Source organism: Rossellomorea sp. y25, assembly GCF_038049935.1.
Classification (GTDB): Bacteria; Bacillota; Bacilli; order Bacillales; family Bacillaceae_B; genus Rossellomorea.
Genome location: NZ_CP145886.1, coordinates 3283715 through 3304202, shown reverse-complemented (window position 1 = coordinate 3304202; position 20488 = coordinate 3283715). Strand labels below are relative to the sequence as shown.

19 protein-coding genes are annotated in these 20488 nt (G+C 42.2%); 15 read left to right on the top strand and 4 right to left on the bottom strand.

All coding sequences use genetic code 11. The annotated features are described in order from the left end of the window. Positions 1-15: 15 nt before the first annotated feature. Positions 16-402, bottom strand: a complete 387-nt coding sequence (locus AAEM60_RS16805; RefSeq protein ID WP_299738929.1) for a sigma-w pathway protein ysdB — start codon at positions 400-402, stop codon at positions 16-18. 149 nt (positions 403-551) lie between these two features. Here AAEM60_RS16805 and AAEM60_RS16800 point away from each other — a divergent pair, with 149 nt between their 5' ends. Both AAEM60_RS16800 and AAEM60_RS16795 read left to right on the top strand, forming a co-directional pair. Beyond that, positions 552-1040, top strand: a complete 489-nt coding sequence (locus AAEM60_RS16800; RefSeq protein ID WP_341356698.1) for a dUTP diphosphatase — start codon at positions 552-554, stop codon at positions 1038-1040. Between the two features lie 105 nt (positions 1041-1145). Beyond that, positions 1146-2231 (top strand): M42 family metallopeptidase, encoded by a 1086-nt coding sequence (locus tag AAEM60_RS16795; protein ID WP_299738924.1) that lies wholly within the window; start codon positions 1146-1148, stop codon positions 2229-2231. Between the two features lie 61 nt (positions 2232-2292). On the opposite strand, the gene AAEM60_RS16790 is transcribed toward AAEM60_RS16795, so the two are convergent. Both AAEM60_RS16790 and sspI read right to left on the bottom strand, forming a co-directional pair. Beyond that, complete coding sequence (locus AAEM60_RS16790; RefSeq protein ID WP_299738921.1) at positions 2293-2835, bottom strand: isochorismatase family cysteine hydrolase; 543 nt, start codon at positions 2833-2835, stop codon at positions 2293-2295. 137 nt (positions 2836-2972) lie between these two features. Then, positions 2973-3194, bottom strand: coding sequence for a small acid-soluble spore protein SspI (sspI, locus tag AAEM60_RS16785; RefSeq protein ID WP_113969566.1), 222 nt, complete (start codon positions 3192-3194; stop codon positions 2973-2975). A 123-nt stretch (positions 3195-3317) separates the two neighbouring features. Between sspI and AAEM60_RS16780 the strand changes: the two genes are divergently transcribed. The 3 genes from AAEM60_RS16780 (at position 3318) to pheT (ending at position 7967) form a co-directional block, all read left to right on the top strand. Further along, positions 3318-4079 carry an RNA methyltransferase gene (locus AAEM60_RS16780; protein WP_299738914.1) on the top strand — a complete coding sequence of 254 codons (762 nt, stop codon included), beginning with the start codon at positions 3318-3320 and terminating at the stop codon, positions 4077-4079. A 408-nt stretch (positions 4080-4487) separates the two neighbouring features. Beyond that, positions 4488-5525 (top strand): phenylalanine--tRNA ligase subunit alpha, encoded by a 1038-nt coding sequence (pheS, locus tag AAEM60_RS16775; RefSeq protein ID WP_113969564.1) that lies wholly within the window; start codon positions 4488-4490, stop codon positions 5523-5525. Positions 5526-5552: 27 nt separating this feature from the next. Further along, the gene (gene pheT / locus AAEM60_RS16770) at positions 5553-7967 is read left to right on the top strand and encodes a phenylalanine--tRNA ligase subunit beta (RefSeq protein ID WP_341356697.1); all 2415 of its coding nucleotides are present in this window, start codon (positions 5553-5555) and stop codon (positions 7965-7967) included. Between the two features lie 337 nt (positions 7968-8304). Here pheT and rnhC read toward each other — a convergent pair whose 3' ends face one another. Next, on the bottom strand, positions 8305-9228 hold the full coding sequence (gene rnhC / locus AAEM60_RS16765) for a ribonuclease HIII (RefSeq protein ID WP_299738907.1): 924 nt from the start codon (positions 9226-9228) through the stop codon (positions 8305-8307). A gap of 132 nt (positions 9229-9360) precedes the next feature. Between rnhC and zapA the strand changes: the two genes are divergently transcribed. The 10 genes from zapA to AAEM60_RS16715 all read left to right on the top strand — a co-directional run bounded on the left by zapA (position 9361) and on the right by AAEM60_RS16715 (position 20445). Then, positions 9361-9621 (top strand): cell division protein ZapA, encoded by a 261-nt coding sequence (zapA, locus tag AAEM60_RS16760; protein ID WP_299738905.1) that lies wholly within the window; start codon positions 9361-9363, stop codon positions 9619-9621. Between the two features lie 7 nt (positions 9622-9628). Further along, complete coding sequence (locus AAEM60_RS16755; RefSeq protein ID WP_299738902.1) at positions 9629-10168, top strand: CvpA family protein; 540 nt, start codon at positions 9629-9631, stop codon at positions 10166-10168. Positions 10169-10362: 194 nt separating this feature from the next. Next, the gene (gene polX / locus AAEM60_RS16750) at positions 10363-12072 is read left to right on the top strand and encodes a DNA polymerase/3'-5' exonuclease PolX (protein ID WP_299738900.1); all 1710 of its coding nucleotides are present in this window, start codon (positions 10363-10365) and stop codon (positions 12070-12072) included. 19 nt (positions 12073-12091) lie between these two features. Continuing rightward, on the top strand, positions 12092-14449 hold the full coding sequence (locus AAEM60_RS16745) for an endonuclease MutS2 (protein ID WP_299738897.1): 2358 nt from the start codon (positions 12092-12094) through the stop codon (positions 14447-14449). Between the two features lie 66 nt (positions 14450-14515). Next, positions 14516-14923, top strand: a complete 408-nt coding sequence (locus AAEM60_RS16740; RefSeq protein WP_341356696.1) for a DUF350 domain-containing protein — start codon at positions 14516-14518, stop codon at positions 14921-14923. A 366-nt stretch (positions 14924-15289) separates the two neighbouring features. Beyond that, entirely contained in the window at positions 15290-16990 is a 1701-nt protein-coding gene (locus tag AAEM60_RS16735; protein ID WP_341358010.1) for a long-chain-fatty-acid--CoA ligase, read from the top strand. Positions 16991-17125: 135 nt separating this feature from the next. Further along, positions 17126-17713: a TetR/AcrR family transcriptional regulator gene (locus tag AAEM60_RS16730; protein ID WP_341356695.1), complete on the top strand. Its 588-nt coding sequence runs from the start codon at positions 17126-17128 to the stop codon at positions 17711-17713. A 21-nt stretch (positions 17714-17734) separates the two neighbouring features. After that, on the top strand, positions 17735-18505 hold the full coding sequence (locus tag AAEM60_RS16725) for an enoyl-CoA hydratase (RefSeq protein ID WP_299738891.1): 771 nt from the start codon (positions 17735-17737) through the stop codon (positions 18503-18505). Between the two features lie 143 nt (positions 18506-18648). Then, the gene (locus AAEM60_RS16720) at positions 18649-19422 is read left to right on the top strand and encodes an electron transfer flavoprotein subunit beta/FixA family protein (RefSeq protein WP_299738889.1); all 774 of its coding nucleotides are present in this window, start codon (positions 18649-18651) and stop codon (positions 19420-19422) included. Between the two features lie 42 nt (positions 19423-19464). Beyond that, complete coding sequence (locus AAEM60_RS16715; RefSeq protein ID WP_341356694.1) at positions 19465-20445, top strand: electron transfer flavoprotein subunit alpha/FixB family protein; 981 nt, start codon at positions 19465-19467, stop codon at positions 20443-20445. The last annotated feature ends 43 nt before the right edge of the window (positions 20446-20488 follow it).

Sequence of the window (20488 nt, the reverse complement as noted above, 5' to 3'; positions counted from 1 at the left end):
GGCCAGCCGTTTTTTTTACTGCTTTCTTTGAAGGAATTCACGGATCGGACTTTTCCAATCCAGCTTTGCGTTAGGGTATCTTTCTTTAATTTCATTTTGAAGGTATTGAAAATCTTCTTGAGTCAATCCCTTTAAAGAAGAGATGTTTTTTGACCAAACAAAGATGGAAACCACCTCGAAGGATTTTTCTGTTGCCCCTAAATACTTTTCTCCTTCAAATAGAACTCCTTTATACGTCACGTGGAAATTCTTACGTACATTTTCCTGATCATCGAGAAAGTAAAAACGTTTCTGCTCCTGGGCAAGTTCCAGCTTTCGCTTTGGGTCCATAATGTATTTCACACTGCGGTATAATAGATAAAGAATAATGAAAAAAATCACTAACCGAATAAGCCAAAGCATTACCATTACCTCCCTAGGCATAAGTCTTCTCCTAATATTTACGATAAAAACAGAAAAAGGTTTCATTTTATTTAAAATTTATTTGAAAATTTGTCATACTAAGAGAGAACATCAGAAATATAATAGGCATCATGAGGGGAGAAAACGTCATGAATATTGAAAAGTTATTGGATATGCAGGAGAAGCTGGATCAGCATATTGAAGAAGAACACGGATTGCAAAACGCAGATTTAATTGAAAAGAAAATCCTTGCCCTGCTTGTAGAAGTTGGGGAACTGGCAAATGAAACAAGAAGCTTTAAGTTTTGGAGTAAGAAATCATCTTCATCAAAGGAAGTGATCCTTGAAGAATTTGTAGATGGAATCCATTTCATCCTATCACTGGGACTTGAAATCGGCATCCAGCAATTTGATTTAGGGGAAACCAATTACGGAAATGAAGATGTCACGAAACAATTCCTGGAAGTATTCAAAGCGGCCAATCATTTTGCTGAAGAGCGTTCCGTTGGGCATTTTCAACAATTGTTCAGGCATTATGTGTATTTGGGTGAGCTGTTAGGGTTCTCTCATGAAGAGGTATTTGATGCTTATGTAAAGAAGAATGAAGTGAATTATAATCGTCAAAAAGAAGGATATTGATCCGTGACATCTGCTGCTGGATAGTAAAGAAGATTCAGGAAATTTTGATGAATCGGACAGGTTTTAGTATAATGAGAGTGTATAAACATTTAGGGGGTCGAAACAGTGGCGAAATTAGATGAAACATTGACAATGCTCAAGGATTTAACTGATGCAAAAGGTGTGCCGGGAAATGAAAGAGAAGTACGAAACGTAATGAAGCGATACATAGAGCCATTTGCAGATGAAATGACAACAGATAACCTTGGAAGCTTGATTGCTAAAAAAGTCGGAGATGAGAACGGACCTAAAATCATGGTGGCCGGTCATCTTGATGAAGTTGGATTCATGATCACTCAAATCGACAGCAAAGGGTTCCTGCGTTTTCAAACAGTAGGCGGCTGGTGGTCACAAGTCATGCTTGCCCAGCGTGTGACGATTGTGACGGGTAAAGGAGAAGTAACGGGTATAATTGGCTCGAAACCACCACATATCCTGCCTCCGGAAGCTCGTAAAAAGCCTGTTGATATTAAAGATATGTTTATTGATATCGGTGCTTCAAGCCGTGAAGAGGTACAGGAGTGGGGAGTGAAGCCAGGGGATATGGTTGTCCCTCATTTCGAATTTACGGTGATGAACAATGAAAAAATGCTTCTTGCGAAAGCCTGGGATAACCGCATAGGATGCGCGATTGCCATTGATGTACTGAAAAACCTGAAAGGTCAAGAGCATCCAAACGTGGTATATGGTGTAGGAACAGTGCAGGAAGAAGTCGGCCTGCGTGGAGCGAGAACGTCAGCATCTAAGATCCAGCCTGACATTGCATTTGGTGTAGATGTTGGAATTGCAGGAGATACACCTGGTGTTTCTGATAAAGAAGCATCGAGTAAAATGGGTGAAGGCCCTCAAATCATCCTTTATGATGCATCCATGGTTTCACACAAAGGACTTCGTGACTTTGTAACAAATACAGCGGATGAGCATAACATTCCTTATCAATTTGATGCCATTGCTGGTGGTGGTACAGATTCAGGTGCGATTCATTTAACGGCAAACGGAGTTCCTGCTTTATCGATTACCATTGCGACCCGCTATATTCATTCCCATGCAGCAATGTTGCATCGCGATGATTATGAGAACGCGGTTAAACTGATTACAGAAGTTATCAAGAAGTTAGATAAAGATACAGTGGCGAAGATTACATTTGATTGATTGAAATGAAGAGACCCTATTCGATTAGGGTCTCTTGTTTATGAAAAAAGTAGATCTGCCATTAAAAAGTCATTTGCTCCGATAAGGTCATGTCAGCATCGATTGTCTTTTTGATAATGCGAATGGCACTCTCATTGTCCTCGTCTGTTTCTGAGGCCATGCAATCCTTCGGTATCGATATTTCATACTCCCTCATATAGGCATCATTGGCGGTATAAAGCACACAGATATCCCCTGCAATTCCTGTTAAAATCAGATGTTCTACATCCAGCTGGTGAAGCAGGATATCAAGTTGCGTCCCAAAAAAACACGAATGCTTCGGTTTGATGATAAAATAGTCATCTGTATCAGGGTGAAGTCTGTCGATAACGGTTTCTCCTTTTTTCATTTTGCAGTGCTCGATGATGTCATTCATATTGTCCTGCCATAGACCGTAGTTATCATTCACATAAATGACCGGAATGCCCGAATCCTTCGCTTTCCTCTTGAGTCCGCGGATATTATCTACAATCTCCAGAGTGTTTTCGTATAACTTCTCTCCACCATGGAAATCAAAAGTATTAATCATATCGATGATCAATAATGCGCTTTTCTTTTGGTTCATACATTCGTTTCCCCTTCCGTTTACCTTTGTATGTTTTCATTACCACTGAAAGAGTAATACTAAAACAAAACTGGAGAAAAATTTATAATGGGGAAGGAAAAAACAAGGGCAACCCCTAGAAAGGGTCGCCCTTGTTCTTACTGTGTTTGTTGCTGTTGCAATGATTCCTCTAATGTTTCGAGGACCATTTTTTGTTCCTGGGGATCTGCGTTTTGCCAGAAGACTTCAAGGAGTACACCCAGTCCAGGGAGGGTTTTTTCTTCTCCGCCTTGGATTGCATCGACGATGGTGTCTCTCAGTTCGTCCTGGTTGTTGCCAGATACGTTGTGTATGATTGCTTTTCGTAAGTTAAGATTCATCACACATTTCTCCTTTTTGATTGTTGAGGAATTCATTGTTATCTTGTCTCAAATTGAATTTATTATGTAGGAAAGTTAAGGTATAATGAGACCTTGAATAGTAACCTAAAGGAGCGGATACGATTGAAGTATATTCAATCCTCGAAAAATCCTGTTGTGAAGCAGTGGAAGAAATTATTAACCAAAAAAGAACGAGACCTTACTCGCACATACATAGTTGAAGGCTTTCACCTGGTGGAAGAAGCATTAAAGCAAGAAGATACTGTTCTTGAACTCATCCTTGTGGAAGGAATTGATCTGCCGCAGAAATGGACAGTAGACTCAGTTACCATGACGATGGTATCAGAAGAGGTCGGTAAAGCTTTGACCGATACCGAGACACCACAAGGAGTTTTCGCCGTATGTAAGCAAAAAGAAGATGAGCATGACATTGAGAAAGCACAAGCCCTCATGCTCTTAGACGGACTTCAAGATCCGGGGAATATCGGGACGATCATTCGAACAGCTGATGCAGCTGGCATTGATATGATCGTGTTGGGAAAGGGGACAGTTGATCCTTATAATCCTAAGGTATTACGCTCTGCACAAGGAAGTCACTTTCATATTCCTATCGTCAGAAAAGAACTGCCTGAAACCATTTCAGCACTGAAAGAGCGCGGCATTCCCGTTTATGGGACGGCTCTTGAAAATGGTGTGGAGTATACCAAGATAAAGCCACAATCTTCTTATGCCCTCATCGTAGGAAATGAAGGAAATGGCATGTCGAAGGAGCTCTTAAGGGAGACCGATCAAAACCTTTACATTCCTATCTACGGAAAGTGTGAATCATTAAATGTAGCGATCGCTGCGGGTGTTTTATTATACTATTTTAAAAATGGGCAGTGAATTTCTTGAAAAGGTTTGAAATTTGCCTGGAAATTCACTATAATAATGCACATATAACTTAAAAAACGTTGAAAGAGGAAAGTAGCACATGACCTTCTTCAAGGGAGAGGATGCCCTGGACTGTAAGCATTCTTAAGAAAGCATGATGTGAAGATTTCACCTCTCGAGTTGGCATCGGGACCATTCATTTGATGAATGTAAAGATGCTCCGGCAAAGCCGTTATCCGAATGAAGTGAGTATGTCTGCCTATAAGGCTTTTTGCGAAAGCAAAATAACCATGGGATATACTTATAAGGGTGGTACCGCGATATAAACCTCGTCCCTTTTTGGGATGGGGTTTTTTTATTTGTTTTTAAACCAATCCAGTAGGATCATTCGGACGATATACATTAAAGGAGGAAGTATATATGGAGGACAAATTACGATCCCTTCAACAAGAAGCAATCGAAAAAGTGAACGAAGCACAGGACTTAAAAGAACTGAACAATATCCGTGTAGCTTATCTGGGTAAAAAAGGACCCGTAACTGAAGCCTTAAAAGGAATGGGAAAACTTTCAGCGGAAGAACGTCCAAAAATGGGGGCCCTTGCGAATGAAGTTCGTGGAGCCATTACAGAAACACTTGAAGCGAAGCAGGCCATTCTTGAAAAAGAAGCGGTTGAAAAGAAGCTTCAATCTGAAACGATCGATGTTACATTACCGGGGCGCCCTGTTAAAAAGGGAAATCATCATCCGCTCACGATGATTGTGGAAGAAATTGAAGATTTATTTATCGGAATGGGCTATACCGTTGCTGAAGGACCGGAAGTGGAAAAGGATTATTATAATTTTGAAGCACTGAACCTTCCTAAGGGACACCCGGCCCGGGACATGCAGGATTCCTTCTATATTACGGAAGAAACCCTTCTGCGTACTCACACTTCTCCGGTGCAAGCAAGAACGATGGAACTGGCCAAAGGCAAAGGACCAATTAAAATTATTTGTCCAGGGAAAGTGTATCGTCGTGATACAGATGACGCAACACACTCACATCAATTCACTCAAATCGAGGGACTCGTCATCGATGAAGACATCCGCATGAGTGACTTGAAAGGAACGCTAAATGTGTTTGCGAAGAAAATGTTCGGCGAAGACCGGGAAATCCGCTTGCGCCCAAGCTTCTTCCCGTTTACAGAGCCTTCAGTCGAAATGGATATCTCATGTAAAATCTGTGGTGGAAAAGGCTGTCGTGTATGTAAAGGAACTGGATGGATCGAAATTCTTGGAGCAGGAATGGTTCACCCGAACGTACTCGAAATGGCAGGGTTTGATTCAAAGAAATATACAGGATTCGCATTCGGAATGGGACCTGAACGTATTGCCATGCTGAAATACGGAATCGATGATATCCGTCATTTCTACACAAACGACACGCGCTTTGTCACTCAGTTCGGAACAGAAGAGTAAAAGAAAATCGGTAGGAGGTACTAACACATGTTTGTTTCATATAAATGGTTAGAAAATTATGTAGACTTAACGGGTGTATCACCTGAAGAGTTAGCAGAGAAGATTACAAGAAGCGGGATTGAAGTTGAAGGTGTTGAACGGATCGGGGAAGAAATCAAAAATGTGGTCGTCGGCCATGTATTACAATGTGAGCCACATCCTGATGCGGATAAATTAAATAAATGCTTAGTGGATGTAGGGGAAGAAGAACCTGTCCAAATCATTTGCGGAGCACCGAATGTGGCGAAGGGTCAAAAAGTGGCTGTCGCAAAGGTTGGAGCGGTCCTGCCGGGTAACTTCAAGATCAAGAAAGCGAAGCTTCGAGGTGAAGTATCTCACGGGATGATTTGTTCCATGCAAGAGCTTGGCGTAGAAGGAAAGCTTGTACCGAAAGAACATGCAGAGGGAATTTATGTGTTCTCAGATGATGCTGAAGTAGGAAGAGATGCAGTTGAAATATTGAATCTTGATGATGCGATTTTGGAATTGGGCTTAACACCTAATCGTTCGGATTGCTTAAGCATGCTGGGAGTGGCGTATGAAGTAGCAGCCATTTTGGATCGTGACGTAAAGCTTCCTGAAACGGGGCTAACCGAAGGAAACGAAAAGGCATCGGATTATGTATCGGTAAAAGTAGAGGCGAAAGAAGATAACCCTCTATACGGTGCCAAAATCATCAAAGATGTGAAAATCGGTCCATCTCCATTATGGATGCAAAATGCGTTGATCTCAGCCGGGATCCGACCACATAATAACGTAGTCGATATTACGAACTATGTACTATTGGAATATGGTCAGCCTCTTCACGCATTTGATTACGACCGCCTGGGCTCGAAGGAGATCCTTGTCCGCCGTGCGACTGATGGGGAGAGATTCGTCACACTGGATGATGCAGAAAGAACCTTATCAAGCAGCCAGCTTGTCATTACGAATGGTACGGAGCCGGTCGCTCTTGCAGGAGTGATGGGTGGAGCGAATTCTGAGGTCCAAAACGATACAACGACTGTCCTTCTTGAGGCGGCTTATTTCACCGGGGCGATTGTCAGGGGAGCCTCCAAAGATCACGGACTGCGCAGTGAAGCGAGCACACGATATGAAAAGGGAGTCGATCCTGATCGTGTCCTGAAAGCAGGGGAGAGAGCTGCCCAACTGATGGTCGAATATGCACAGGGGAAAGTGCTTGAAGGAACGGTATTATTTAACGAACTTGAAGTTGAGCCTATTAAAGTAGAGATTACGTTAGAAAAAATCAATTCTTCACTGGGAACGTCCATCTCGGCTGACACAGTCGAAGATATCTTCCGTCGACTTCAATTTGATGTAGAAGTCAATGGAGAAACGTTTGTTGTAACGGCTCCTACAAGACGGGGGGATATTACCATCCCTGAAGATTTACTTGAAGAAGTGGCACGTCTTTTCGGTTATGACAACCTTCCGCTGACATTGCCTAAGGGAGAATCAACACCTGGCGGACTTTCAAATCATCAGTTGAAACGCCGTACGGTTCGCCGTTATTTAGAGGGAGCAGGCCTCCTGCAGGGGATTACGTATTCTTTAACTAATGATAAGAAAGCAACACAATATGCACTGGACGTAAGAGAGCCTGTACGCTTATTGATGCCAATGAGTGAAGAGCGGAGCAATCTACGATTAAGCATCATTCCACAGCTTCTTGAAGTGCTTTCGTACAACAAAGCACGACAAAATGACTCACTTGCCTTTTATGAAGTGGGATCCGTTTTCTTACAGGAACCAGGAGAAGAGCTTCCTAAGGAAGAAGAGCATATTGCAGGGGCTATGACAGGCCTTTGGCATTTGCATCCTTGGCAGGGAGAGAAAAAGCCTGCTGACTTCTACGTAGCGAAAGGTATCCTTGAAGGACTGTTCGAAGAAATCGGCGTTTCTGACGCAATTACTTACCGCCAGGCAGCGATAGAAGGCATGCACCCTGGAAGAACGGCTGAAATCCTATTGGACAATGAAGTCATCGGATTTGTAGGAGCGATTCATCCGGAAGCGGAAAAAGACTTGGACCTGAACGAAACCTATGTGTTCGAACTGAAGGCATCACCAATCTTCCATTACGAAAAGCCGGCATTAAGCTACACGCCAATCCCGCGTCATCCATCGATCACGAGAGACATCGCCCTTGTAGTGGATACAAATGTGAAAGCCGGGGAGCTGGAAACCATCATTAAAGACGCTGGAGGCAAGCTTCTGAAAGAAGTTTCAGTCTTCGATCTTTATGAAGGGGAGCATATGGAAGCAGGCAAGAAATCCTTAGCGTTCTCCTTGAAGTATTTCGATCCGGAGAAGACATTGACGGATGAGGAAGTAGTCAAAGTACATGATAAAGTACTGGAAACAGTGAAAGCAAAAGCAGGAGCCGAGTTGAGAGGATAATACGGCTTAAAGTGTAAGGGTGTCAGACAATGGTCTGGCACCTTTTTGCTGTTTGGAGAGGGTTTTGCCTGTTAAAAAATCAAGGAATTTTGACAGGAGAATATCCAGGGAATTTAATCAGGTGAATATTGAAGTGAATTTAACAGGCGAATATCCAGGGAATTTAAACAGGTGAATATTGAAGTGAATTTAACAGGCGAATATCCAAGAGATTTTAACAGGAGAATATTCCGGGAATTTCAACAGGTAAATATCGTTCATAATTCAACGGCTGAATCCAAGATAACACGACCATCCAAATAGAAATCCCCACCGGAATAACCGATGGGGATTTTATTTATTTCCTGGCTAACCTGATCGCCTTCTCACTATTGGCAAAATGCCATTTCGTCATAGACTTTAATTCTTCAATCCCTTTACGTTTGATGATTTTCGCAGCTGCAACGTCTACATGCTTACCGGCACCTTTAGGTATTTCGACACCGGCTTTTTCACTCAATTTGTCCATTTCCTTTAAGAAGGCATAACGGGCAATGATCGATGCTGCGGCTACAGCTAGATGGATGCTTTCACCTTTTGTACTGAAGTACACGCGATCTCTTTGGATTTTCTTTTGTGCAGAAACATGTTTGTAGTATGTATTCTTTTCAACAAACTGATCAATCAATATTCCTTCAGGTAGTTCCGGGTCCATTTTTTCTAACAGATTCAGGATCGCCTGATTGTGCAAGAGGGCCTTCATCTTCCCCTGCGTCATTCCTTTTTCTTGCATGGCATTGTATTTAGGGTTGTGCAGAATGAGCAATGAATACGGAATTGCTGAAATTAAATCCCTTGCAATTTTGATGATTTGAGGGTCGGATAAATTTTTGGAATCCTTAACTCCGAGCTCCTTCATGAGTGGAATATGGTCCCTCTTCACGTAAGCACTCACCACAGTGATCGGTCCGAAAAAGTCGCCTGTACCCACTTCGTCGGATCCGATGACAGACCATTGGGCAAAGTTTTCAGGCAGTGTCGTCGTTCCCTTGGAAGGTGACTTCACCTTTGGCGGTTCACTGCTGCCCCACTGACTTGATTCTCCTTCTCCATTAGATCCCTGAAACAACACTTTCCCCGATTTATATGCCGTGATCGTACAGCCGGAAGGCTTTGCTACAAAAACGGCACCCGGGGGCAGTTTGTCCGTTAATACGTTTCCGTAATGCTGTTTCATTTTCTCTATCATTTCTTTGTTAGCTTGAATGACGGTATTAGCCAAGTTTCTCTCTCCTTATGACAAAATTCTTGAGTATTATAAAAAATGTGAGCTTATATGACAAATTCCTTCCAAAATCAAAAGATTTCGTGGTATGATTATGTTTAGGATTCTTATGAATGGGGGGCTTTCAGGTTGTCTGATGAACAAAGAAATCGCACCACTGTAGACATATATGGTCAACAATATACGATTGTTGGGACTGAATCAACAAGTCAGATCCGTTTTGTTTGTTCGAAAGTGGATGACAAAATGAGAGAAATCAACTCCATGAATCCCTCTCTCGACACAGGCAGGCTTGCCGTTCTGACAGCGGTGAATGCCGTGAATGATTATCTCAAACTTCAAGAAAAGTTCGAGGAGCTGGAACGAGAAATTAAACGATTAAAGGATTGAAAATAAGATGCTGGACTTAGCTTTGTTAATCATCCTGGTGATAGGATTTTTAATAGGTTTGAAACGTGGATTCATTTTGCAGGTCATCCACATATTCGGATTTATTGTTGCTTTTATTGTAGCATACATATATTATGATCAGCTTGCACCAAAATTAACTTTATGGATTCCTTATCCTGTTCTGGACGAGCAATCCACGTTAAATATGATTTTTGAATCGACGAATTTAGATCAAGCATATTACCGGGTAATTGCATTCGCCATGATATTCTTTGCGGTGCGAATCATTCTGCAAATCATTGGATCGATGCTGGACTTCGTTGCCCATCTTCCTCTCCTGAAGCAGTTGAATGTTCTTGGCGGGGGAGTATTAGGCTTTATAGAAGCATACTTAATGATTTTTATTCTATTATTTATTGCCGTATTATTGCCGATCGAGTCGGTTCAAGCATTCATTAATAACTCGTTTATCGCACAAGCGATGGTGAAACATACTCCTGTTTTCTCTGATATGGTGAAATCTTGGTGGATTGAATATGTAGCCTAAAGAAGGGGCTGACTATAAGTATGGAACTCAGGTTCGTTAGGCTGACCTTAACGAAAAATGTTCATCTTATATGTCAGTCTTTTTTCTTTTTAAACCAATTTTGCTACTATATAAATGGAGTCGTTTTGCTTTTGCTGGGGACTGGGAAGCATAAAGGATCCTAATCGTTAATTCTAAGATAGAGGGTGAATCTCTTGAATAAAAAAGATATTATAAAATTATTAGAGCAAATTGCGATATATATGGAATTGAAGGGCGAAAACTCTTTTAAAATATCCGCCTATCGAAAAGCGGCGGCTGCACTTGAGAATGATGACCGGAGCTTACAGGAAATCAGTGACTTTACGAAGCTGAGCGGAATAGGCAAAGGAACGGCTGGAGTAATCGTGGAATACATAAACGAAGGCACATCTTCTGTCCTTGAAGAGTTAAAGGAAGAAGTTCCAAAGGGATTGATCCCCCTTCTTCAATTACCTGGTTTAGGTGGAAAGAAAATTGCCAAGCTTTATAGTGAACTCGGGGTAGAAAATATAGAAGATCTGGAGGAAGCTTGTAAAGCAAATAAAGTACAAGGTTTAGCAGGCTTCGGTAAGAAGACGGAAGAGAAGATCCTGGCCTCCATCGAACAGGTCGGAAAAAGACCTGATCGTCTGCCGATCGCTTTTATGAATGGGATTGCTGAGGAGATTGAAGGTTTTCTTTTCGGCATGGACAGCATCCAAACTTTTTCAAGAGCGGGAAGCTTAAGAAGAATGAGGGAAACCATCAAGGACCTTGATTTCATTTTGGCGACAGAGCACCCCAAAGAGGTAAAGGAAGGGCTGTTGAAGTTGCCCAATATCGTTGAGACCATTGCGGCAGGAGATACGAAAGTATCACTTACTCTTTCGTATAATTGGGATGTAAGCATCGATTTTCGAATCGTGAAGCCTGAAGAATTTGCTACGGCCCTTCACCATTTTACCGGATCAAAGGACCATAATGTCCGCATGCGTCAGCTGGCGAAAGAACGCGGTGAGAAAATCAGTGAATATGGCGTCGAGAATAGTGAAACCGGTGAGGTAAAGACATTTAAAAGCGAAGAAGAATTTTATCACCATTTTGATTTGCCCCTGATCCCGCCTGAGCTGAGGGAAGATGGGAAAGAAGTGGAAGAGTTCCATAAGGATTATTCCCTTATCACATTAGAAGATATAAAGGGTGATCTTCATATGCACACCACCTGGTCGGATGGGGCATTTTCGATTGAAGAAATGGTAGAGGCTTGCCGAGCCAAAGGATATCAATATATGGCCATCACAGATCACTCCCAGTACTTACGTGTGGCAAATGGGCTGACAACGGAACGATTACTCAAGCAAATAGATGAGATAAAGGAAATAAACAAAAAGTATGATGATATAGAAGTCCTTTCAGGAATCGAAATGGATATCCTTCCTGATAGTACATTGGACTATGATGATGACATCCTTGAAAAAGTAGACCTTGTGATTGCCTCGATTCACTCGAGTTTTTCACAGTCCCAAGAAAAGATCATGGAAAGGTTAACAACGGCCCTGAAGAGTGCCCATGTGGATATCATCGCTCATCCCACTGGGAGAATCATTGGACGAAGAGAAGGCTACGACGTAGATATGGATCTTCTTATCCGGCTGGCGAAAGAAACCGGTACGGCATTGGAGCTTAATGCAAACCCCAATCGTCTGGATCTGTCTGCTGAAAATATCCGAAAAGCCCAAGAACAGAATGTGAAATTGGTGATTAACACAGATGCTCATAGCACTGATCACCTCGAATTTATGAAGATAGGGATTGGAACGGCCCGCAAAGGCTGGATCAAAAAAGAATCCGTGATCAATGCGTGGGATAAAAAAGAGTTAATCGAATTTATTAAGCGAAACTGATAAAGGTGGAATACATTCCGTGAATTCTAAAGTATTAAAGACGTTAGAGTTTGATAAAATCAAAGAATTATTAAAGCAATATGCTGCATCCGCACTTGGGCATGCAAGGGTATCCGCTCTCATGCCATCCGTAGAGTATGAAGAAATTACAGCTCTTCATGAAGAGACAGATGAAGCCATGACCGTCCTCAGGTTGAAAGGTCATGCCCCATTAGGCGGGATTTTCGATATACGTCCACACGTAAAGCGTGCACAAATAGGTGGGATGCTTTCTCCTTCAGAGTTTGTTCAGGTAGCGAGTACGATTCGTGCAAGCAGGAAGCTGACGCTTTTTGTAGAGGAGTTACTGGAAGAAGAGGTGGACATTCCCCTGCTTCAAGAGAAAATGGGTACGGTCATTCCCCTTCCCTATTTAGAACAGGATATAAGGAAAGTCGTGGATGATAACGGAGGAATCCTGGATACAGCCAGTGAAGCACTCCGCACCATCCGTACTCAGCTTCGGGCCAATGAAGGACGAATCCGGGAAAAACTTGAACGGATGATCCGCTCATCCAACGCTCAAAAAATGTTATCCGATGCGATCATCACGATTCGTAATGATCGATACGTGATTCCAGTAAAACAGGAGTACAGAGGTCAATATGGTGGTATCATTCATGATCAATCATCATCGGGGCAAACCCTGTTTATTGAACCGGAAGCAATTGTTCAGCTGAATAATCAACTGCGTGAGCTTCGATTAAAAGAACAAACAGAAATCGAAAAAATTCTCCAAGAACTCTCTGAAAGCGTACAAGAATCCGGGGAAGAACTGCTCTTGATTGTCAGCGTTTTATCAGACATCGATTTTATGTTTACAAAAGCCAAGTTCGGACGATCCATCAAAGGGTCAAAACCGACGATCAATAATGAACGCCGGGTGAGGCTGAACAAAGCCCGACATCCTCTTCTGCCGATTGATGAAGCGGTGGCGAATGACATCGAGTTGGGGACTGATTTTTCTTCCATTGTCATCACCGGGCCAAATACCGGGGGGAAAACCGTTACCCTGAAAACATTGGGATTAACGAGTTTAATGGCACAGGCCGGGCTCCCGATCCCTGCCCTTGATGGATCTGAAGTGGGCGTCTTCCGTACCATTTACGCTGATATCGGGGACGAGCAATCGATTGAACAAAGTTTAAGTACCTTCTCCTCCCATATGGTCAATATCGTGGACATCCTTAAAAAGGTAGACCATGAAAGCTTAGTACTGTTTGATGAACTGGGTGCCGGTACAGATCCTCAAGAAGGTGCGGCACTGGCCATCTCCATTTTGGATGAAGTACATGGAACTGGTGCAAGAGTCGTGGCGACCACCCACTATCCTGAATTGAAAGCGTACGGGTACAATCGTGAAGGAGTCGTGAATGCAAGTGTGGAATTTAATGTAGAGACATTGAGTCCTACCTATAAGCTCTTGCTTGGAGTTCCCGGAAGAAGTAATGCATTTGAGATTTCGAAGCGTTTAGGACTTTCAGATCCGGTCATTCAGAGAGCGAAGTCCCACATCGGAACGGATAGTAAAGAAGTGGAGAATATGATTGCCTCCCTCGAAGACAGCAGACGTCAGGGTGAACGGGAGCTTGAGGAAGCACATGAACTCTTAAGACAGGCTGAAAAGATGCATAAAGATATGCAGAAGCAAATGATGGAGTATTACGAGAAAAAGGATACACTGTACGAAAAAGCTCAACAAAAAGCCACTGAAGTCGTTGAAAAGGCGAAGGCAGAAGCTGAACAAGTGATCAAGGATTTAAGAAAAATGCAGAAGGAAAAATCAGCTCAAATCAAAGAGCATGAACTGATCCAGGCGAAGAAACAATTGGAAGAAGCTGCACCTAAATTGAAAACGTCCGGTCAAAAGAAAAAAGTCAATCAAACGAAGCATGAATTAAAACCAGGGGACGAAGTCAAAGTCTTAAGCTTTGATCAAAAAGGCCACTTGGTTGAACGAGTGTCTGCGAAAGAATGGCAAGTACAGATGGGCATCATGAAAATGAAGGTGAAGGAATCAGATCTTGAATTCATTCAATCTCAACAGAAGGTTGAAACCAAGCCACTGGCCACAGTGAAAGGGAAAGACTTTCACGTCAGCCTTGAGCTTGATCTACGTGGTGAGCGTTTTGAAAATGCGTTATCGAGAGTAGAGAAGTACATCGATGATGCACTCCTCGCAGGGTATCCCCGCGTTTCCATTATCCATGGGAAAGGTACTGGAGCTTTAAGACAGGGAGTTCAAGAGTACTTGAAAAATCACCGTTCGGTTAAAAACATTCGTTTTGGAGATGCAGGCGAAGGTGGAACGGGAGTCACGGTCGTTCAATTTAAATAAGACTCTGCCCATATGTACGAATTCTAAATAGGACGGCTTAATTAAATCGGTAAAGGGAGCTTTACGATGGAGAACTTTTGGGAAAATGAATTTGTTCAAACAACTGGTAATTACAGTGTGGTCATTTTATGTTTGATTCTGTTCCTTGCCATTTTTGAATTGGTAACAAAGTATAGAAATTGGGAAGAAATAAAAAAGGGTAATATGGCCGTGGCGATGGCAACTGGTGGGAAAATATTTGGGATTGCGAATATTTTCCGCCACTCCATCAGCCACAATGATACCATCCTGACCACAATAGGATGGGGTGTGTTCGGCTTTTTTCTATTACTGATCGGCTATTTCATTTATGAATTTCTGACACCGAAATTTAAAATTGACGAAGAAATTGCAAATGATAACCGGGCGGTGGGCTTCATTTCATTAGTTATTTCAGTTGGTTTATCCTATGTAATAGGAGCCGGTATATCGTAAGGAGAGGGAATATGGAAACATTGGCAAAGGTTTTGCTCACTCTATGTGGGGGCTTTTTACTCGTTGGGATCATTTATATGCTGTTCTTTACGTAGCGTTTGAACCTATAACGAGATTCAACACGATCGATGGACTCTGTGAAGAGAGCTTGAAGATTGAAACAATGCTAAAATAATAATAATGTACGAGCAGACTGTCATATGGTTGAATAGGCAGTCTTTTTTCTTTGATAAAATCATCTGCAAGGAAGGTCAAGCCTGAGAAGTAGGAAAAAAGTATCGAGTGGATTGATTTCAAATTGTAACTGAAGTCCCCTTATATTATAATGATGAATAGAAGAAATTTTCTAAAAATTCACAAGGAGGGATAACAATGAATAAACCATGGTTTGCTGAATATCCAGCAGAGATTCCCACGGAGTTAAATTTAATCGAAAAACCACTGCAGTCCTATTTAACTGAAGCAGCTACCCTTTATAACAGTAAAGTTGCCATTCAATTTATGGGCAAGGAAATGACCTACAAAGAATTACATGAATCCGCACTCAAGTTCGCTCATTACCTTAAATCACTGGGAATCAAGAAAGACGATCGGGTTGCGATCATGCTGCCGAATACTCCTCAATCCGTAATCGCGTACTATGGCATTCTCTACGCAGGTGGAATTGTCGTACAAACCAATCCCTTATATATGGAAAGGGAAATTGAATACCAAATGAAGGATTCAGGTGCCAAGGTGATCCTGACATTGGATATTCTATATCCAAGAGTGTCAAAAGTGATGAAGAATACCGGACTTGAGCACATTATTGTAACCGCTATCAAAGACTACCTTCCATTTCCTAAGAATCTCATCTACCCATTCATCCAGAAGAAACAATACGGCATTGTTGTGAAAGTGGACCATTCAGGACAGAATCATTTATTTACTGAGATCATGAAAACGGCCAAACCGGAAATTACACAACAGGCATTTGATTTTGAAAATGATGTGGCTCTGCTTCAATACACAGGCGGGACGACAGGTTTCCCGAAAGGGGTTATGCTCACTCATAAGAACCTTGTCGCCAATGCTTCCATGTGTGATGCGTGGCTTTATAAATGTAAAAAAGGAGAAGAGCGGGTCCTTGGAATCCTTCCATTCTTTCATGTGTACGGAATGACAGCCGTTATGATATTATCCGTCATGCAGGGATATAAAATGATCTTACTGCCTAAATTTGATCCCGAAACGACCTTGAAAACCATTCAAAAGCAGAAACCGACCTTATTTCCCGGTGCACCTACCATCTATATCGGCTTGCTGAATCATCCTGAACTGAAGAATTATGACTTATCCTCCATCGATTCATGCCTTAGTGGAAGCGCGCCATTGCCTGTTGAAGTGCAGCAGCAATTCGAAGATGTCACCGGAGGGAAACTCGTTGAGGGCTATGGATTGACAGAATCTTCACCTGTCACTCATTCCAATTTCCTTTGGGATAAAGAAAGAATAAAGGGAAGCGTCGGAGTTCCTTGGCCGAGTACGGATGCAGCCATCTTCTCACTGGAAACAGGAGAACCGCTTCCACCGAACGAAATGGGTGAAATCGTCGTGAAAGGTCCTCAAGTGATGAAAGGTTACTGGAATCGTCCGGAGGAAACCGAACAAACGTTAAGGGATGGCTGGCTATTGACGGGGGATTTGGGTTATATGGATGAGAGAGGTTACTTCTATGTTGTGGATCGCAAGAAGGATATGATCATTGCCGGAGGCTTTAATATTTACCCACGTGAGATCGAAGAGGTCCTTTATGAACATCCTGCGATCCAAGAGGTTGTAGCTGCAGGCGTCCCAGATGAATACAGGGGAGAAACCGTAAAGGCGTATGTGGTCCTGAAAGAAGGAGAAGTCCTGACAGAGGAGGAACTCAACGAATTTGCCCGTAAATACCTGGCTGCCTACAAGGTGCCCCGGATTTATGAATTTAGAAAAGAGCTTCCCAAAACGGCTGTAGGAAAAATATTACGAAGAGCACTTGTAGAAGAGGAGCGCCAAAAGATAGAGGAAGAGCAGAAAACAAGTTAATTGAATACCATTGGCTTTTTCTTTTTGTTGTATAATTGGACAAGGTATCTCTTCTTGACAAGTAAAGAGAAACCTTTTATTATAAAAATATGAATGAACAGTCATTCATATTTTCTTAAGGCAGGTCAAGAACTCATGAAACGAAATAAACCTAAATACAAGCAAATTATCGATGCTGCTGTTATCGTTATAGCCGAAAATGGTTACCATCAGGCACAAGTGTCCAAGATCGCGAAGCAGGCCGGGGTCGCTGATGGAACGATTTATCTCTATTTTAAAAATAAAGAAGATATCCTGATTTCGTTGTTTAAAGAAAAAATGGTACTCTTTGTCGAAAAAATTGAGGAAGTTATAGCAGGAAAACAGACAGTTTCAGAGAAATTATTAGTGATGATTGAAAATCATTGTAAAATTCTGTCGGATGATCACCATCTAGCGATTGTAACACAACTGGAGCTCAGGCAATCCAATAAGGATATCCGTTTAAAAATCAATGATGTACTAAAAGGATATCTGCAATTAGTCGATAAAATTCTGATTAGCGGAATAGAATCGGGAGAGTTTTCAAGTGACCTGGATGTCCGGCTGGCTCGTCAAATGATTTTCGGGACTCTGGATGAAATGGTGACAACGTGGGTGATGAACGATCAGAAATATGACTTAGTAGCTCAAGTCCCTGCTATTCACAAACTATTACTTCATGGGTGTGGCGGCAGGAACTAAATTAGTTTAGGGGGATGAGAGATGGAAAGTTTATCATGGTCATTAGAGGGAAAGGTAGCAACGGTTCTAATCCAAAGACCTCCTGCTAATGCATTAGCCAGTGGACTTATTAAAGAAATCGATTCAGTTCTGGATGAGCTTGAAGAAAACGCCGATGTCAGAGTGATCTTACTGAAAGGTGAGGGACGCTTCTTCTCTGCGGGTGCTGACATTAAAGAATTCACGACGATTGAAAGTGGTGAAGAATTCTCTCAATTGGCGAAAAAAGGCCAGGACGTTTTTGAACGCATGGAGAACTTTTCAAAGCCTATCATTGCAGCGATTCATGGAGCCGCTTTAGGTGGAGGATTGGAGCTTGCAATGGGATGTCACATCCGATTGGTCAGCGAGAACGCAAAGCTTGGTTTACCAGAGCTTCAGTTAGGGCTTGTTCCTGGATTTGCCGGCTCCCAGCGCTTACCGAAATTGGTAGGAAGGGCAAAAGCGGCAGAAATGTTATTAACGAGTGAGCCAATCAGCGGAACTGAAGCTGTACAGTGGGGACTTGCCAATAAAGCATACCCTGAAGATCAGCTCTTCGATAAAGCGAAAGAAATGGCCGATAAGATTGCGAAGAAGAGCCCTGGAGCGATGAAAGCAGCCATTGAGCTGTTAAGTTATACAAAAGATGACCGTTTCTATGAAGGTGTAATGAGAGAATCGGATCTTTTCGGTGAAATATTTGTATCAGCTGATGCCAAAGAGGGTATTTCAGCGTTTGTTGAAAAGCGTGAACCGCACTTTAAAGGCTAGAATACATTCTTGTAATATAGTAAACTCTTATTGAGGGGCAGTCTTGAATGGACGTTTCTGTTCAAGCTGCCCATTCAAAGGGGTTAAATTGTCGAAATCTTTTTAAGGGAAAGAATGTTTACATTATTAGGAGGGACTTACGAATGAACATCTATGTACTTTTGAAAAGAACGTTTGATACTGAGGAGAAAATTTCGATCCAAAACGGTCAAATTGCTGAAGATGGAGCTGAATTTATCATAAATCCTTACGATGAATATGCAGTGGAAGAAGCTATTCAAGTACGCGATGCACATGGTGGAGAAGTGACGGTCGTGTCAGTTGGCGGAGAAGAAAGTGAGAAGCAACTGAGAACCGCTTTGGCGATGGGGGCAGATAAAGCAGTCCTTATCAACACAGAAGACGATCTTGATTATGGAGATCAATTCACTACAGCGAAAATTTTGGCCCACTATTTAAAAGAGCAGGAAGTAGACTTAATTCTTGCAGGTAATGTTGCCATTGATGGTGGATCTGGACAAGTTGGTCCCCGTGTAGCTGAACAACTTGATATCCCTTATGTAACAACGATCACGAAATTGGAAATTGATGGTGAAACGGTTACAGTCACTCGTGATGTAGAAGGGGATTCAGAGGTGATTGAAACATCTCTACCATTGTTAGTAACGGCACAACAAGGTTTGAATGAGCCGCGCTATCCATCACTGCCAGGAATCATGAAGGCAAAGAAAAAGCCTCTTGATGAAGTGGAACTTGATGATTTAGATTTAGATGAAGATGAAGTAGAAGCTAAAACAAAAACAATTGAAATCTACCTTCCACCGAAGAAGGAAGCAGGTAAAGTGTTAGAAGGCGAATTGGATGCTCAAGTATCAGAGCTTGTTTCACTTCTTCGTAATGAAGCGAAAGTTATATAAGGCAAGGTCACAGGAATAACTAACATTCAGGGGGTATTTAACATGGCGAGAAAAGTATTAGTACTTGGAGAAGTTCGTGACGGATCATTACGTAATGTTTCCTTTGAAGCAATTGCGGCAGGTAAAACAGTATCTGAAGGCGGAGAAGTAGTAGCCGTTTTAATTGGTAAAAGTGTAAGCGCTTTAGGAGAAGAATTGATTCAGTATGGAGCAGACAAAGTAGTGGTTGTCGAAAACGATAAGCTGGAACAATATACTTCAGACGGTTATTCACAAGCGATTCTTTCTGTGATTGAGGAAGAGAAACCAGAAGGAATTATCTTTGGACATACAGCCCTTGGGAAAGACTTATCTCCTAAAGTGGCAAGCAAATTAAGTTCAGGATTGATCTCGGATGCGACAGACCTTGAGGAAGCTGGCGGGAACCTCGTTTTCACAAGACCGATTTACTCAGGCAAAGCATTTGAAAAGAAAATCGTGACTGACGGATTGATTTTTGCGACGATTCGCCCTAATAACATCGAGCCATTAGCGAAAGATGAGTCACGTACAGGAGAAGTCACTTCCCTTTCCGTTGACATCAAGGACTTACGTACAATCATTAAAGAAGTCGTTCGTAAAGCAAGCGAAGGTGTAGACTTATCTGAAGCGAAAGTCATTATTGCCGGCGGGCGTGGAGTGAAAAGTGAAGATGGATTCAATCCCCTTAAGGAACTGGCAGATGTACTTGGTGGAGCTGTTGGGGCATCTCGTGGAGCATGTGATGCCGATTACTGTGACTATTCCCTACAGATTGGTCAAACAGGTAAAGTGGTAACGCCTGACCTCTATATTGCATGTGGTATTTCTGGAGCAATCCAGCATTTAGCAGGGATGTCGAATTCTAAAGTCATCGTTGCGATCAATAAAGATCCTGAAGCGAACATCTTTAACGTAGCGGATTATGGAATCGTGGGTGACCTGTTCGAAGTAGTACCGATGCTGACTGAAGAGTTTAAGAAGCTTAAAGTATCTTCTTCTTAATTCAATTCACGTTTCAAGTAGCGTCTAGAGGGTATGAGCATAT